Below are 13,417 nucleotides of genomic sequence, written 5' to 3'. Positions count from 1 at the left end.
TTAAAAAAATTACTTCCTATTATTTTAAGACGATAGTTAAATATATCCAGATTGCCCTCCTGCCAGGAAATATATATCCTCAAAACGTCACATCCAGATTACTTTCATCATCAATCACATACACTGAGGTTTAAACAATGAGTCACTCTATAAGCAATAGGGATATAGATGAGTTGCTACGTAGCATTTATCATGATAATAAAATAAACAATATAGAGTTCCAGATGTTACGGGACTTCGCTGATGATAAGTTTGATTTCCTATTAAATAGCTATGGTGAAAATAATAACTTATCTGCATTCCAGAAGTCTATGGATGTCACCGTCCAATTGATGCAGCAGAGTTTTTTTGATATCAAAAAGAAATGTAAAGACGACGAAGATAATAAATTAGCAAAAGAAGCTTTTGATGCACAAATTTCTTATATGATTGCCAACTATGATCGATTCTTTTCTAATCTTTAATATCACTATTTAGTTTATTACTTACCGGAGGTTCTGCTCGCCGAATCTCGCATCGAAAGTAATAACCAGGGCTTCTAACAACCAGAAGCCCTGGTTACACTATTCTCTTTTAGTGCAAGCGTAGGGGTACTACAGGGTAGTCCACCAGAACTGAGTGCCGTTTATACAGCTATTTTTAGCTCTGGCAGGGATGAAAATGTGATACCAAATCGTATCGGTAAGCATCCTAGCAAGCACATCCAAGAAAAAACACGTTTTCTCCCAGATTCGTCTTACTAATCTTTCAGGCTGTGATCGCTGCCGCAAGAAAGTGAAATTCAGTAACGTCTAACTACCGGCTTTTGCATTGAACGCCATATCCAGACCACCACGATGGCCAAGATTAACCAAGGCAACAGTTTTATCATCATGACAAATAAGCCGCCCAACATCATAAAGGCAGCCGCAACCAGCAGCGCAGCAAAGATGCCGAACAAAGATATACCGGTCACCATCAGCATGATAAAAAAACCGATAACAAAGAAAATTTCGAACATGGCTGACTCCTTAATAAGGGTTTATTGCCCACAACCACATCATCATATATAACGATCAAATCGGGGGTTATAAGGAGTATTACAAGAAACATGCCAACAAAATATTTTCGTTAATTAATTGAATTTAATAGTTATTTAATAATAAAACCTACCAGCGAGACTGGCAGGCATGGTCAATTTGACTAACTTATAGCGAGCTTTATTACAGAGAACTGGCCTGTGGGCGAGTGACCATTGCCAACGCTTGTTCCACCACGGAGACATCGGCACCGGGCTTATGAGCATTTTCACTTAAATGGCGACGCCATTGACGCGCACCGGGAACTCCCTGGAAAATACCCAGAATATGGCGGGTTATGTGACCAAGGTAAGCACCGCGTGATAACTCTTGTTCGATATAAGGATAAAGCGCTTCAATGGCCTTGACGCTATCCATCACGGGAGCATTAGGATCAAACAGTTCACGGTCCACTTGCGCCAGGATACAGGGATTCTGATACGCCTCACGCCCCATCATGACGCCATCAAGGTGTTTGAGATGCTCTTTGGCCTCTGCCAGTGTTTTTACACCACCGTTAATGGCAATGGTCAGTGCCGGAAAATCGCGCTTGAGCTGATACACCCGCTCATAATTCAGCGGCGGCACTTCACGGTTCTCTTTCGGACTCAATCCTGAGAGCCAGGCTTTACGGGCATGAATAGTGAAAATGTTGCATTCGCCACGTTCTGCCACGGTTTGCACAAATTCGCACAAGAACTCATAGCTATCTAGCTGGTCAATACCAATCCGTGTTTTTACTGTCACCGGAATAGAAACCACATCGCGCATCGCTTTAATGCAATCAGCAACCAGCTCGGCCTCCCCCATCAAGCAGGCACCAAAACGGCCATTTTGCACGCGATCCGACGGGCAACCCACATTCAAGTTGATTTCATTATAGCCGCGCAATTCTGCCGATTTAGCACAATGCGCTAAAGCCAGAGGATCACTGCCCCCCAGTTGCAAGGCCACCGGATGGTCCTGTTCGCTATAAGCCAGATAATCCCCTTTACCGTGAATAATGGCTCCCGTCGTCACCATTTCGGTATATAACAACGCTTGCTTAGTTAACAACCGATGAAAGTAGCGACAATGGCGATCGGTCCAGTCGAGCATCGGCGCAACAGAGAAACGCTGTAGGGGGTAGCGTGCTAACAGGCTTGATTCACTTTTTTTCATGGCTAAGTCTGACAAAGTATTTTCTTGATACATTCGTTGAGTTTGTTCTTGATAGACCCCGATACAGACCCAAAAATGAGGCTAAGGCTGAACGAGAATTATGGAAAACGGCCCTAATGATAGCATAAAAATGTATCAGTCAATCTGGGGAGATGTATCGACCGTAATTTGAATTACAGATAGCACTCCCCCTATTGCGATAACTTACTTTTCGTCAATTAAGTCTATTGGCACGTCCATAATAGGTAATTGGCCTAACACTAACTTCGCACCTGCATTAGAAAGATGACTTCCTTGATTATATAGCCCAAAATTTTCATTAATAATCAGATAGTTAATCCCATCACAAAGACTATCCACAGGATTAATAATCATTAAGTTAGGGCTTGGTTTTATATAGGTATTCAACTTTTCACTCAATGCACTTGCTGCATTATATCCTTTAGTACTTTTATCATAGACTTTCCCGACGTTACCATTACTAATATTAAGCAATCTAAAATAGTCTCGTTTAACATCCGTTCGAACCGTAGGGATTGGGTAAACTAAAACAACTCGATGAGATCACTGTATGAGAATATGCTGTGAAATATTTTTGTGAGATGAAAAACATTGCTCAATTCAAACACCTGTCAATATGACGTCTCGCGCAAACATGGTAGAATCTATTGATGACTACGTTGCGAGATTACAAGCATGAAACCGATCAATGAGGAAACGCTGCTCGCTAAGGCTGAAAGCCTATGCCTACAACGAAACGTCCGGTTGACCCCGCAACGTCTAGAGGTATTACGTTTGATGGCCCAGCAGCCCGGTGCTATCAGCGCTTATGATTTACTGGATCTGCTACGGGTTTCTGAGCCGCAAGCCAAACCGCCTACAGTTTATCGCGCATTGGACTTTCTGTTGGATCAAGGGTTTATTCATCGCGTCGAGTCAGCTAATAGCTATGTGTTATGCCATCATTTTGAAGAACCGACTCATACTTCAGCGCTATTTATCTGTGACCGCTGCAAGATAGTGACCGAGCGCACTACCGTCGGGATTGAAGAGGCCTTGGCGCAATTGGCAAAGCAATCAGGTTTTGCACTGCGTCACAGCGTAGTAGAGGCACACGGTTTATGTGCGGAATGTGGGGTAGTTGAAGCATGTGAAAGCCATGATCACTGTGATCACGACCACTCAATTGTGACGAGAAAGAAGTAGATACCTGGCGATAAAGATCACACTGTCGCTAAAAGGCGGCAGTATTGGACAGCTTTGAGCAATACAAACAGATTTACCCCAGTGCAATAGACGTAAATACTGATATATAAATAAAGTGTGGGTAGCATTCTTCAGGATAAGACACATCCATGTGTCTATAGCGATATAAATCAGACAGTTAGAATGGATTATATTAAAATACATTCACTCACTTCATTGTCAGTTATATATTATCACACTAACAAGAAGGTATTATTTAATTAAAACATTCATGAAAATAAGAAAGCCGATTAACTTATACCCTAAATAAACGCTTATATCAGATCCAGTCGCCATTACGGATGACACCAACGGCCAATCCTTCAATAGTGAAGCTTTGTTCACGCAGATCGACAACAATCGGCTGGAACTCACTATTTTCTGGCAGAAGTTGTACGATATTACCCTGTTTCTTCAAGCGTTTGACCGTCACTTCATCATCAATTCGTGCGACAACCACTTGCCCATTACGCACATCTTGCGTTTTATGTACCGCTAGCAAGTCGCCATCCAGAATACCGATATCTCTCATCGACATTCCGTTTACCCGCAGCAGAAAATCTGCGCTCGGTTTAAACATGGAAGGGTCTACTTTGTAGTGGCCTTCGATATGCTGCTGTGCAAGCAATGGCTCACCTGCGGCAACTCGGCCAATCAACGGCAAACCGTCTTCTTCTTCCATCAGTAAACGAATGCCACGGGAAGCGCCGGAAACAATCTCGATCACGCCTTTACGGGCCAGTGCTTTTAAATGTTCTTCCGCGGCGTTTGGAGAGCGAAACCCCAGACGCTGCGCGATTTCGGCACGGGTCGGTGGCATACCGGTTTGCGCTAAGTGATCGCGAACCAGGTCATAAACCTCTTGCTGTCTGGTAGTTAGTGCTTTCATTCCGCCCCCTGTTTGTTTATACAGTCTTGCTGTGAGTATATACAGGTAAGCGAGCATTGGGAACCAAAGAGTGAATAAAAACAGGGATTAATCACTGTTTACATCGACAGCACTGTTCGAGCCTTTATTGACCAATGTGCTGCCAAAGTACCGTTATCCATACAAATAGTGCTAATCCAATCGCCAAAAACACTGCGGCTGACCCCATATCTTTTGCCCTGCCAGAAAGTTCGTGAAACTCACTCCCAATACGATCGACGATAGCCTCGATAGCACTGTTTATTACCTCTATAATGATAACTAAGATCACGCTGGAAATAAGTAAGATACGCGCTATGGCACTCACATCTAGCCAGAAAGCCAGTATGATGGCAGCAATAGCGGTGACGATTTCCTGACGAAAGGCGGCTTCGTTTTTCCAGGCTGCCATTAACCCTTTAACAGAATAACCGGCCGCTTTATAGATTCGGGTTAATCCTGTTGATTGATTCGCCATGTTTTATTGCCTTTATCTTAAGTTAATGATGATTTTTGCCATTTTATGTTGTCTCATCACCACAGATCTCAAAACCAGTTTCTGGTATCCTTGCGACGAATTGCTAACAAGAGGCTTCATGTAGTTATGTCAGGTTGGCGTAAAATATATTATAAGTTACTGAATTTACCACTTAAACTGTTGGTAAAAAGCAAGGTTATTCCGGCAGATCCTGTGACTGAGTTAGGGTTAGACCCGTCTCGTCCTATTCTGTACGTTTTGCCTTACAATTCTAAGGCTGATTTACTGACTTTGCGAGCGCAGTGTCAGGCACAGGATCTGCCCGACCCATTGATTCCATTGGAAATCGATGGTGTGCAGCTGCCCAGCCATGTCTTTATCGATAACGGCCCAAGGGTGTTTCGTTACTATGCACCCAAACAAGAATCGGTAAAGCTATTCCACGATTATCTCGATCTGCATCGCAATAACCCGGCGCTGGATATCCAAATGCTGCCGGTTTCCGTGATGTTTGGCCGCTCTCCAGGGCGTGAAGGCCACGGTACGCCACATCTGCGCGTACTGAACGGCGTGCAGAAATTTTTTGCCGTATTGTGGCTGGGACGCGATAGCTTTGTCCGTTTCTCGACCACGGTTTCACTGCGCCGGATGGCCAGTGAGCATGGTACAGATAAAACGATTGCCCACAAACTGGCGCGCGTAGCAAGAATGCACTTCTCACGTCAGCGTCTGGCCGCGGTTGGTCCAAGCCTACCGGCGCGTCAAGACCTGTTCAAGAAGCTTTTGACCTCCAAAGCGATTGAAAAAGCGGTCGCCGATGAAGCGCGCACCAAAAAAATCTCCCACGAGAAAGCACAGCAGAACGCCATTACACTGATGGAAGAGATTGCCGCAGACTTTTCATATGAAGCCGTGCGTCTGTCGGATCGGGTTTTGAGCTGGACGTGGAACCGCTTGTATCAGGGAATTAACGTCCATAATGCAGAGCGCGTGCGGCAGTTGGCGCAAGATGGTCATGAAATCGTCTACGTGCCTTGCCATCGCAGCCATATGGATTATCTGCTGCTCTCTTATGTGCTTTATCATCAAGGGCTGGTGCCGCCGCATATCGCCGCCGGTATTAACCTTAATTTCTGGCCTGCCGGCCCAATCTTCCGCCGTTTGGGTGCGTTCTTTATCCGCCGTACCTTTAAGGGCAACAAACTCTATTCAACGGTATTCCGTGAATATCTGGGTGAGTTGTTCACCCGTGGCTACTCAGTGGAATACTTTGTTGAAGGTGGGCGCTCACGTACCGGCCGCCTGCTGGAACCTAAAACCGGCACGCTGTCGATGACCATTCAGGCCATGCTGCGGGGTGGCTCACGTCCAATCACGCTGGTGCCGATTTACATCGGTTATGAGCATGTAATGGAAGTGGGTACTTACGCTAAAGAGTTGCGCGGGGCGACCAAAGAGAAAGAGAGCCTGTTGCAGATGCTGCGTGGCTTGCGCAAGCTGCGTAATCTCGGTCAAGGCTACGTCAACTTTGGCGAACCCATTCCGCTGACCACCTATCTGAATACCAACGTGCCGCAATGGCGCGATGCTATCGATCCGATTGAAGCACAGCGCCCAAGTTGGTTGACGCCTGTAGTAAATGATTTGGCCGGTAAGATTATGGTCAGAATCAATAATGCGGCAGCGGCGAATGCCATGAACCTGTGTTCAACCGCATTATTGGCTTCACGTCAGCGTTCACTCACTCGCGAGCAGTTGCTTGAGCAACTCGATTGCTACCTGCAATTATTGCGTAACGTGCCTTATGCGAAAGACGTCACCGTGCCGGATAAAACACCGGAAGAGTTGCTTAATCACGCCTTGAATATGAATAAATTTGAGGTGGAGAAAGATAACATTGGTGACATCATTATCCTGCCACGGGAACAAGCGGTGCTGATGACTTATTATCGCAATAACATCCAGCATTTGCTGATCCTGCCGTCGCTGATTGCCAGTATGGTGATGTACCAACGGCGCATTACCCGTGCCGAATTGTTACGTCAGGTCAGCATGATCTATCCCATGTTGAAAGCTGAATTGTTCCTGCATTACAGTAAAGAACAGTTGCCACAAACGCTGGATACGCTGATTGATGAACTGGCGCGCCAGCAGTTGATTTGCGACAAAGGGAGCGAGTTGGTGCTGAACCCAGCCCGTATTCGCCCACTGCAATTACTGGCAGCGGGTGTGCGAGAAACCCTGCAACGTTATGCGATTACTCTTTCGTTACTCAGTGCGAACCCAAGCATCAATCGGGGTGCGCTGGAGAAAGAGAGCCGCATTATGGCGCAGCGTTTGTCTGTGCTGCATGGAATTAACGCACCGGAATTCTTTGATAAGGCGGTGTTCTCAACATTGGTCGCCACCTTGCGGGAAGAGGGCTATATTAGTGACACCGGTGATGCCGTGCAAGAGCATACACTGGAGGTTTACAACATGCTGAGTGTGTTAATGACGCCGGAAGTGAAGCTGACCATCGAGAGTGTCAGTATGCCGGCTGAAACCAATAATCTGCTGCCTCAACCCGCAGCAGAGGATAAACCGGAAGGTTGATTACTCACAGCTTTAAGCAAAAGTAATAAACAAAAATGGCCGGATTCATCATCTGGCCATTTTTTTGACTGTTTTCCAGAGGCTTATTTACTGCCAATAACTGATCAGAATCCCAAGGAACAGCACCAACCCGACGTAGTTATTATTCAAAAACGCCCGAAAGCAGGGATCACGCTGACGTCCGGCAATCATCTTCTGTTGGTGGACAAACAGCGCACCCGCCAGCAAGACTGACCAATAAAACGCCCCGCCAAGATTCATCAACCAGCCAATCGCCACCATCAGCACCAGAGTTGCCAGTTGCAGCAAACCGATGATCAGTTTGTCCTGCTGACCAAACAAAATCGCAGTAGATTTGACACCAATCTTCAGGTCATCGTCGCGATCAACCATTGCGTATTGCGTGTCATAAGCGACGGTCCAGCAAATGTTCGCCAGTAATAACAGCCAACAAACCAGGGGTAAACTCTCACTCACCGCAGCGAACCCCATCGGAATTGACCAGCCAAAAGCTGCGCCTAATACCACTTGGGGTAAATGAGTGACCCGCTTCATAAACGGATAAACCCAGGCTAAAGCCAGTGCTGCCAATGATAACCAAATAGTCATGCTATTAAGGGTTAATACCAGGCCAAACGAGAGCAGTACCAATACCACAAACAGGATTTTGCTCTCTCGTTCACTGATAATGCCACTGGGTAACGGGCGGGATGCCGTGCGTTTTACAAAGCCATCAATATGTCGATCAGCGTAATCATTGACGACACAACCGGCTGCGCGCATGAAAAGAACACCCAAGACAAAAACAATCAATATTTTGGTGTCGGGAATGCCTTGCCCTGCGAGCCACAAGGCCCATAAGGTCGGCCACAGCAGCAATAATGAACCAATAGGTTTATCAAGACGCATCAAACGGCAATACGCTAGCCATTTGGTATGAACAGTATTTCCCTTCAATTTATCAGTCTCCAAAATCTCACCACCACTTAAACTGAATAAAGCGGCGAGGCCGGTAAAAAAACTTCCGTCAATAATAGGGGCTTGCCCGACAAACGCAGTAGAGAGCGGCGCGCCCACTGCGCCTCTTGGCGGCCTACTTGGATATAGTCTCGGGTTAGATTGTCACCACCGAATAAATAGCGCCCAAGGGGGAGTGTGCCTAGATCCACCAGCGCACGATCAGGCCCAGACAGTGTTTCTTCGGGGATGATAGTGCGCCCCAGCAGCCATGGCTCATTATCACCGCACAAGATGATTTCCCGCAGCCAATAGCGTTTACTTATCGGCAGATGTTCAGCATCTTCGCCTAATTCATCACGGGTGATAAAGCATTCTCGCTGGGGCGCGACATGAACCTGCTGACAATGCTGCTCAAAACGCCGGGTCATCGAACCCAATTCCATTAGCCAGTCGGCAACATCGGCAGGAATATTCGGCTGCTCAATGGCACACCATTGGATAGGCTTTATAATTGATGCATCGTCGGTGGACATACAACTCCCTGCCGGGAAGAAAATCGCTCTCCCCATTAATTAGTCAATTGGGAGCCATTGTAGCGCAGAATGCGTGTCCCGCGACATCAGGTTACTTTTTATTACCTAACAAAATGAACGGCCTAATGGCGCGTATATTTCTCAATGTGCTTAAGCATAAGTTCAAACTTCCCCGTGAATCTCAAAGCTCGCTGTCCATCGCTTAGTGGATAATATCCCTCCTCTGCGCTACCGAAATCGATAGGATAAAATGTGTTATTTTCCTGATCATATAAAACATTATTAAAGCTAAAATCATTATGGATAATGTTGTAGCGTTCTAAATCCTCCGCCATGCTTAAAAATTGTTTTCTCGCATTGGCGGGGAAAATCTTGGTATTAATTTGTGCCAGTCCTTTGCCTGGCACATGATACATTCTTATATATAATTGATTGTCTTTAATAATTAGCTCAGCAGCACCTTCACCGTAGTATCGATTAAAAAACTTAACTTCGTTTTCGAATTCACTGCTGATAAGCACACTATCCAGATCTTCAGCCTTTATTTTCTTTAAAACAAAGCCGGGGTTATTGGCGTCCAAATAGACCTCAGCCGTCAACCCGCTGCCGATGTGTTTGCCTAATTTAATTTTAGGATTAAAGTTAGGATTAGCCTTTTTTGATAAGAATGGCCCCCCCCCTGGTAACCGACCCTGCCGACTAAATTGAGGGCCTTGCTTCATGACCACCCCCAAGTCCTTACCGGTGGAAAAGTCGACTTCCCAATAATAAGCACCGCTGCTCCCCTGCCTGACCCACGCCTTGCGCATTCCATCTGCTATTTGTGGATCTTTAAGTACAACCTGTTGCACTTCAATTGGCTTTCCGTGTGGGTTTTGTATCGTTTGGCGATCAAGTTCAGGTGCCGCTGGTAATCGCTCAGGGGAACCCAACCCGTTTGCTCTCTGCGCAGGGTTTTCAATCAGTTTCACCCCCCGCTCCATTCCCCTGAGCATACCCGCCTCCATCACCATGGCCACCATACCCGCCGCCATATCTTCATTTTCGTTGCGAGAACGTGGCCCTTCGACTCTGGCGATGGTACACATCGGGTTCGGTAGCGGGAGTTTACACACCCAATGTTCTTCTAACGAGGTCCAGGCATTGCGCCAAAAACACGTGTTCTCAAGCTCTGGCCGATAGCCCTCAATAATGGCATTGATTTTATCTTGCAGCGCACTGCCCTCTGGCCGCAGGCCTTTCTCAATTAATGTCTTGATTGCCAGAGAGCGGACTGCCCATTCAAATCCAATCTGATTAGCTTTGATTTTCGCATTGTATTCCGCTTTTTTCGCTGCCATCGTTTTAAAAACATCAATCGACCTACCGTTCTTACCCGGCATCGACATATTGGCGACAAAGCGATTGCTTGCAGCCCGACGCCGTTTAAATTCATTAACAGGTGAGTCATTTTGCTTATGCGGGTCGCTATAACGGTAGCGATAACCCCTGGAATCATCGATATTTTTTACCCCTGCTTCGATCAGGATCGCTCTTATCGCCTGATCGTCATCAAAAGCGGCGGGAAGATGGGAATAAGCCAAACGCATATTGAGATAATTAAGCTGTCGCACTATTTTTTCTGGCTCAGATGTATAGAGCCGGTAATGCACCAGTGTATGTAAGGGATGGCCCGGCTTAAGGCGTTGGGCCAACGATTTAAGATCCGATACAAATCTTTCATGTTCCACATCAATAGCCGTACCGGCAACGATATTGTCAGCCATTTGTTTTATGCTATCAAAGACCTGCCGAGCGTCTTTAGACCAATGGGACACATCCATTGATCCGCCAGTGTGTTTGATTACACTTGCTGCTTGCTGCAAAGTGAGAGGCTCGACTTCATTCGATTGGCTGAAATGAGATAAGAAGATAGCGGTTGGGCTATAACGCCCCCCACCAGCTTGATGCAACTGCTCTTCTTCCTGAAGCAACAACTTATACAGTTGCTCGGTATTCTTGCCTTCCAGTTCAGCAAGAGCTTTACCTTGCAATTGATAATGTAACTTGAGGGTGGTTTTGAGTGAAAATGCCAGACTGCCGACGGCATGTTCAAAATCGAGAAATTGCGTGAAATCCTGCTGGCTACAAGCATCAAATCCAATCTGACCGCAACCGGCTAAAATCATCTTGCCCAAGTCGGCAGGTTCCCTTTTCAGGTAGCTGCCTTGGACATTTTTCGGTGCAAATCCATTAGCAAGATAAGCCTCCGGTGGTAGCTCAGTCTCCAGAGATTGCAGTATCGCAGGCCGGGCATTCATTCCTTCGTGGATAACTCTTAACGCCCTGACCGCTCTGGACACCGGTTTTTCCGGCGCACTCAGCTTTTTCATGCCCCAATCATTCAAATCTGCAGTGGAAATATCCGCTATTTCACCATAGCGATTGCCATAATGGGAATGGTTATAGAGTATCGCTGCCTGGAGCTTGACCTCTTTATTTTCAGGCCGATGAATAGCAGAAGATAATTCTGCCAGTGTGGGATGATGCTTTTGATGCAGCCACCAGGCAAGGCTTAGGGCCGCCAGCGGGGTCAGTTTTTCTTCTGTGGACAGTGCCAGGCCTTTTTGCGATAACCGAAAAAAGACTTCCCGATCCAGACTGATAACACGGGCTTTTTCGTACCCTTGAGCCGCTGTTAGCCCGGGTCTTAAATGCGTTAAATCATCGAAGTTACCGGCATACTCGACGCCCGCGACATCATGGAGTTGCAGATAAAAATCCACAATTCGCCCTACTCGGGCGTCACTGATTGCTGGAAATTGTTGCGCCCACGCTTTCTGATCCAGACCTCTGGCACCATCAATTAACTGCATCGCCTGACTGAATGCCAGATCTGAAGTCGAACTGACGTTGGGCAATTCCTTTGCCATTTTTTCCAATAGCACATGGTCTCTTGCCGTCACCTCTAATGGCAATCTCTTTTCTTCCCAGAGATAGGTAAGCTCGGCCATGATAGAACTTAGGGTTAATAGCGAAAGATTATCTTCTGTCATTGGTGGGAAGCACAGCTGCGCCGCAAAGGTAGTAGCCCACGGCGGTGTCTCAGCCCATGAACAAAGTTGGTTTTCCTTCAACATCAATAAGTTCCTTTAATTGAATAGCTGAACAATAAAGAGCCGCTGGAAATAGCTCTCCGGTATGCCATCCAAGATACCGATGCCGATTCAATTACCCATCTGGTAACAACTTATTTTTCTTTTGTCTCTCTATTATGCGCAGTAGTCGCCCAGAACCACACAAAGAAAAAAGGTGCGCCGAGGCACACCAATCATCCAGCCATATTCAGCAGTGCCGGGAGTTAACCCTTGCCTTTTACACTACTAATAAATGTTTTTCGGGCTGAAGTTGAGCCTAAATATTCTGCCTCATTCAACAGTTTCAGCGCCTTATCGACATCACCGGCTTTCACCGCATCTTTAATCGCCTGGTTGAAGTAGTTTTCAGTCTCACTCAGCATTGGCTCTGCCACTTTTGTCGGCTGTGGCGCTGCGGCTACAGCAGCAGGCTGCCGACGGCAGCGTGACTCCGCCACCATTCCCGGTGATGTTGTGGTTATGGAACTCCATCAAGATTGCGGTCATTACCGCCATTGGGATTGTCACGCTGTCCACCACCTGCGCTTACGCGTTTGCCCGGATGCGTTTTCGTGGCAAAAGCACCCTGCTGAAAGGCATGTTGATTTTCCAGATGTTCCCAGCGGTACTGTCACTGGTGGCGTTATATGCATTGTTTGACCGCATCGGCCAGTATCTGCCATTTATTGGGCTAAATACCCACGGTGGAGTGATTTTTGCTTATATGGGGGGGATTGCCCTGCACGTCTGGACCATCAAAGGCTATTTTGAAACCATTGATAACTCGCTGGAAGAAGCCGCTGCATTGGATGGCGCGACCCCGTGGCAAGCTTTCCGACTGGTGCTTTTACCGCTGTCAGTGCCAATTTTAGCCGTGGTGTTTATTCTGTCGTTTATCGCTGCTATCACCGATAGTCCCGGTGGCATCACTGCTATTGCGTGATGTGAACAGCTACACGCTGGCAGTGGGTATGCAGCAATATCTGAACCCGCAAAACTATCTGTGGGGCGATTTTGCCGCGGCTGCGGTGCTATCCGCCATTCCGATCACCTCCGTCTTCTTACTGGCACAGCGCTGGCTGGTCGGTGGCTTAACGGCAGGTGGGGTGAAAGGTTAAATTGGTGCTAAAGGGGTGACTGTTCCTACGGGCGCTCCGGTCGCTTACGCGACTACGGCCCCAACGGAACATTTCCCCTCCGATTAGCATTATCAGTTATCAGAATTTATGCCGCTGCTTCACTTGCTGTACTTTAATTCTCTGGTTCTGTGTCTTTAGGGCGGCCGTAATGGCCGCCATTTTTATTTCTATAAACAAATAATGCCCAAAATCATTGGCGTTACAGCAAGGCAGCAAGCGAATAAA

The 13,417-nt window shown here is 46.8% G+C and carries 10 protein-coding genes and 3 pseudogenes; 4 read left to right on the top strand and 9 right to left on the bottom strand.

The features are described from left to right. The first annotated feature begins 137 nt into the window (after positions 1-137). The gene (locus tag YALDO0001_RS16700) at positions 138-464 is read left to right on the top strand and encodes a hypothetical protein (protein ID WP_042840356.1); all 327 of its coding nucleotides are present in this window, start codon (positions 138-140) and stop codon (positions 462-464) included. A gap of 317 nt (positions 465-781) precedes the next feature. On the opposite strand, the gene pspG is transcribed toward YALDO0001_RS16700, so the two are convergent. From pspG to YALDO0001_RS16685, 3 genes and pseudogenes are all read right to left on the bottom strand, one after another. Then, a complete protein-coding gene (gene pspG, locus YALDO0001_RS16695; RefSeq protein WP_004704747.1) occupies positions 782-1,000 on the bottom strand; it encodes an envelope stress response protein PspG in 219 nt (72 codons plus the stop codon). A gap of 202 nt (positions 1,001-1,202) precedes the next feature. After that, positions 1,203-2,219, bottom strand: coding sequence for a tRNA dihydrouridine(20/20a) synthase DusA (gene dusA / locus YALDO0001_RS16690; RefSeq protein ID WP_042840367.1), 1,017 nt, complete (start codon positions 2,217-2,219; stop codon positions 1,203-1,205). Positions 2,220-2,423: 204 nt separating this feature from the next. Further along, positions 2,424-2,768: pseudogene (locus YALDO0001_RS16685) on the bottom strand (SGNH hydrolase domain-containing protein); the annotation flags it as partial. A gap of 147 nt (positions 2,769-2,915) precedes the next feature. Here YALDO0001_RS16685 and zur point away from each other — a divergent pair. Continuing rightward, positions 2,916-3,425, top strand: a complete 510-nt coding sequence (gene zur / locus YALDO0001_RS16680; RefSeq protein ID WP_042547115.1) for a zinc uptake transcriptional repressor Zur — start codon at positions 2,916-2,918, stop codon at positions 3,423-3,425. Between the two features lie 319 nt (positions 3,426-3,744). Here the strand turns inward: zur and lexA are convergent, their stop codons facing one another. Further along, positions 3,745-4,353 carry a transcriptional repressor LexA gene (gene lexA, locus YALDO0001_RS16675; RefSeq protein WP_004704739.1) on the bottom strand — a complete coding sequence of 203 codons (609 nt, stop codon included), beginning with the start codon at positions 4,351-4,353 and terminating at the stop codon, positions 3,745-3,747. 124 nt (positions 4,354-4,477) lie between these two features. Beyond that, entirely contained in the window at positions 4,478-4,849 is a 372-nt protein-coding gene (locus YALDO0001_RS16670; protein ID WP_004704738.1) for a diacylglycerol kinase, read from the bottom strand. A gap of 126 nt (positions 4,850-4,975) precedes the next feature. Between YALDO0001_RS16670 and plsB the strand changes: the two genes are divergently transcribed. Then, complete coding sequence (gene plsB / locus YALDO0001_RS16665) at positions 4,976-7,444, top strand: glycerol-3-phosphate 1-O-acyltransferase PlsB (protein ID WP_004704737.1); 2,469 nt, start codon at positions 4,976-4,978, stop codon at positions 7,442-7,444. An 87-nt stretch (positions 7,445-7,531) separates the two neighbouring features. Here plsB and ubiA read toward each other — a convergent pair whose 3' ends face one another. The 4 genes and pseudogenes from ubiA to YALDO0001_RS20380 all read right to left on the bottom strand — a co-directional run. Continuing rightward, positions 7,532-8,401, bottom strand: coding sequence for a 4-hydroxybenzoate octaprenyltransferase (gene ubiA, locus YALDO0001_RS16660; RefSeq protein WP_042840365.1), 870 nt, complete (start codon positions 8,399-8,401; stop codon positions 7,532-7,534). Positions 8,402-8,430: 29 nt separating this feature from the next. Then, the gene (gene ubiC, locus YALDO0001_RS16655) at positions 8,431-8,937 is read right to left on the bottom strand and encodes a chorismate lyase (protein WP_004704734.1); all 507 of its coding nucleotides are present in this window, start codon (positions 8,935-8,937) and stop codon (positions 8,431-8,433) included. A 122-nt stretch (positions 8,938-9,059) separates the two neighbouring features. Beyond that, a complete protein-coding gene (locus YALDO0001_RS16650) occupies positions 9,060-12,056 on the bottom strand; it encodes an OspG family effector kinase (RefSeq protein ID WP_042840353.1) in 2,997 nt (998 codons plus the stop codon). A 221-nt stretch (positions 12,057-12,277) separates the two neighbouring features. After that, a pseudogene (locus YALDO0001_RS20380) lies at positions 12,278-12,487 on the bottom strand (maltose operon protein MalM); the annotation flags it as partial. Here YALDO0001_RS20380 and malG point away from each other — a divergent pair. Next, positions 12,484-13,171: pseudogene (gene malG, locus YALDO0001_RS16645) on the top strand (maltose ABC transporter permease MalG); the annotation flags it as partial. The pseudogenes YALDO0001_RS20380 and malG sit on opposite strands and share 4 nt — an antisense overlap. Between the last annotated feature and the right edge of the window lie 246 nt (positions 13,172-13,417).

This window comes from Yersinia aldovae ATCC 35236 (genome assembly GCF_000173735.1).
Lineage (GTDB): Bacteria > Pseudomonadota > Gammaproteobacteria > Enterobacterales > Enterobacteriaceae > Yersinia > Yersinia aldovae.
The sequence above is the reverse complement of the archived record's forward strand: the minus strand, read 5'-3'. Positions and strand labels throughout refer to the sequence as shown.

What these genes read in the sequence shown, in the direction of transcription:
- YALDO0001_RS16700 (WP_042840356.1), top strand. Translation starts at nt 138, where the DNA reads ATGAGTCACTCTATAAGCAATAGGGATATAGATGAGTTGCTACGTAGC.
- pspG (WP_004704747.1), bottom strand. Translation starts at nt 1,000, where the DNA reads ATGTTCGAAATTTTCTTTGTTATCGGTTTTTTTATCATGCTGATGGTG.
- dusA (WP_042840367.1), bottom strand. Translation starts at nt 2,219, where the DNA reads ATGAAAAAAAGTGAATCAAGCCTGTTAGCACGCTACCCCCTACAGCGT.
- zur (WP_042547115.1), top strand. Translation starts at nt 2,916, where the DNA reads ATGAAACCGATCAATGAGGAAACGCTGCTCGCTAAGGCTGAAAGCCTA.
- lexA (WP_004704739.1), bottom strand. Translation starts at nt 4,353, where the DNA reads ATGAAAGCACTAACTACCAGACAGCAAGAGGTTTATGACCTGGTTCGC.
- YALDO0001_RS16670 (WP_004704738.1), bottom strand. Translation starts at nt 4,849, where the DNA reads ATGGCGAATCAATCAACAGGATTAACCCGAATCTATAAAGCGGCCGGT.
- plsB (WP_004704737.1), top strand. Translation starts at nt 4,976, where the DNA reads ATGTCAGGTTGGCGTAAAATATATTATAAGTTACTGAATTTACCACTT.
- ubiC (WP_004704734.1), bottom strand. Translation starts at nt 8,937, where the DNA reads ATGTCCACCGACGATGCATCAATTATAAAGCCTATCCAATGGTGTGCC.
- YALDO0001_RS16650 (WP_042840353.1), bottom strand. Translation starts at nt 12,056, where the DNA reads ATGTTGAAGGAAAACCAACTTTGTTCATGGGCTGAGACACCGCCGTGG.